This window comes from Gilliamella sp. Occ4-3, assembly GCF_001690675.1.
GTDB classification, from domain to species: domain Bacteria; phylum Pseudomonadota; class Gammaproteobacteria; order Enterobacterales; family Orbaceae; genus Gilliamella; species Gilliamella bombi.
In genome coordinates this window covers 1-2,016 of record NZ_LZHR01000087.1, presented here as the reverse complement: position 1 = coordinate 2,016, position 2,016 = coordinate 1, and the positions used below count along the sequence as shown (strand labels likewise).

The 2,016-nt window shown below is 34.1% G+C and carries 3 protein-coding genes; 1 reads left to right on the top strand and 2 read right to left on the bottom strand.

Annotated features, from left to right (window positions below; translation table 11 throughout):
* Nucleotides 1-414: LacI family DNA-binding transcriptional regulator (locus tag A9G44_RS09185; protein WP_143426362.1), on the bottom strand; the 414-nt coding region annotated here is incomplete at its 3' end.
* The gene (gene ung / locus A9G44_RS09180) at nucleotides 411-1,100 is read right to left on the bottom strand and encodes a uracil-DNA glycosylase (protein ID WP_034910789.1); all 690 of its coding nucleotides are present in this window, start codon (nucleotides 1,098-1,100) and stop codon (nucleotides 411-413) included. The genes A9G44_RS09185 and ung, both read right to left, overlap by 4 nt.
* A 204-nt stretch (nucleotides 1,101-1,304) precedes the next feature.
* Here ung and grcA point away from each other — a divergent pair, with 204 nt between their 5' ends.
* On the top strand, nucleotides 1,305-1,688 hold the full coding sequence (gene grcA, locus A9G44_RS09175; RefSeq protein ID WP_034910787.1) for an autonomous glycyl radical cofactor GrcA: 384 nt from the start codon (nucleotides 1,305-1,307) through the stop codon (nucleotides 1,686-1,688).
* Nucleotides 1,689-2,016: the final 328 nt, after the last annotated feature.

Here is a 2,016-nt window from a genome sequence, read left to right as displayed (position 1 = left end):
TAATGTTGCTGGAGTATGTGTTCTTTCCGTTAAAATTAACCCGTCAATATTATAAGAAAGTAATGAGCGTAAACGTAACTCTTCTTTGTCAGCACTGTATCCGGTATGAGTGATCATGGTTTGATATCCTCTTACATCAGTCACCATCTCAATACCTTTTAAAATATCGGCGAAAACCTGATTGGTTAAAGAAGGGAACACAATACCAATGGCATTACTTTTAGCGTTAGACAGCATATCGGGAGCTTTATTAGGAATATATCCTAACTTATCTATTGCGGCTGAAATTTGTAATTGAAGTGGTTTAGATACAAGATTGGGATTGCGTAAAAAACGACTCACTGTCATTTTACTAATCCCGATTAAATTTGCAATTTCCTGCAAACTTGTTCGGCGTCTTTTATTATTACTCATGTTTGTTTTTCCGCTAGTCTTGGTTGCCAATCTATTGCTTTTTTACCTTGTTGCATAATAAGATCATTCGCTTTGGAAAAGTGCTTACAGCCAAAAAATCCACGATGAGCTGATAATGGTGATGGATGCACCGATGTTAATACATGATGTTTTTGGCGATTAATAAACTGCCCCTTTTTTTGTGCAGGAGATCCCCACAATAAAAAAACCACACCTTCAAGATACTCATCGATTGCCGCTATCACATTATCAGTAAAAGTTTCCCAACCTATTTTTGCATGAGAATGCGCTTGCCCCGCTTCAACAGTCAACACATTATTTAATAGTAATACACCTTGAGCAGCCCAAGAAGCTAAATAGCCATGAGAAGGAATTGTAAAACCATCAATATTGGTTGCCAGTTCTTTATAAATATTAACTAACGATGGTGGTGTCTTAACTCCGGGTAAAACAGAAAAAGAAAGACCGTGAGCTTGATTAGGACCATGATAAGGATCTTGCCCTAAAATCACCACTTTGATTTGATCAAATGGTGTAAAACGAAACGCATTAAACACATCATGCTGAGGCGGGTAAATTATCTTGCCATTAGCACGCTCAGTCTTTACAAATTGCATTATTTGTTGAAAATAAAGTTTTTGTTTTTCTGCACCAATAACTTCATGCCAAGTCAATTTTGTTGTCATATTTTGATATCACTCATCAATAATGCCAGTGTTTCTGGGCAATAACTAATATATTTCTACATAATAACCTATCACAAAAGAAAATAGAAATTAAAGGTATTACTTATCGAAGCAATAGTTTTTTTTGACTTTTATCAAATTTTTAAAGTGCTATATTAACCATAATTATTTTAGGGCAATAAGGCCCCGTTAGGAGGATTTAAAATGATTACAGGTATCCAAATTACTAAAGCAGACAACTCAGCACTTCTAAACTCTTTCTGGTTATTAGACGACTCTACAAAAGAAGCTCGTTGTGTAGCTGCTAAATCAGTTTATAAAGAAGATCAAATCATTCCTACTGCAGAACTTGGTCAATTCGAATATCGCGAAGTTCCATTAGATGTTGCTCCAACTGTAAAAGTTGAAGGTGGTCAACATTTAAATGTGAACGTTCTTCGTCGTGAAACTTTAGAAGACGCTGTAAAACACCCAGAAAAATACCCACAATTAACAATTCGTGTTTCTGGTTATGCAGTACGTTTTAACTCATTAACAGCAGAACAACAACGTGATGTTATTGCTCGTACGTTTACAACTAAAATTTAATAAAATAACAAAAGTTTTTAACCCAGCATTTGCTGGGTTTTTTATAATAAATAAGATATTTATTCCGAATTTAATTTTTCATCTTATCAGATTAACTATTTTATCCTAGTGATGTTAAATATTTCAGCAATACTTCTGTTAATTTCGATGCGTTAGTCCTTTTTATGTAGTTGACATTAATATAAAAAAAAGAATTTTCTTGCCTAGATTACACCATGAAGTGCAATTCTTCTTAACTCCTTAGAATAAAAATCGGCAGGGCTTTTAAACTTATGCCGTTTTCTTGGGCGTGTGTTCAATAGATATTGTATTTTCTTTATCTGTTTGT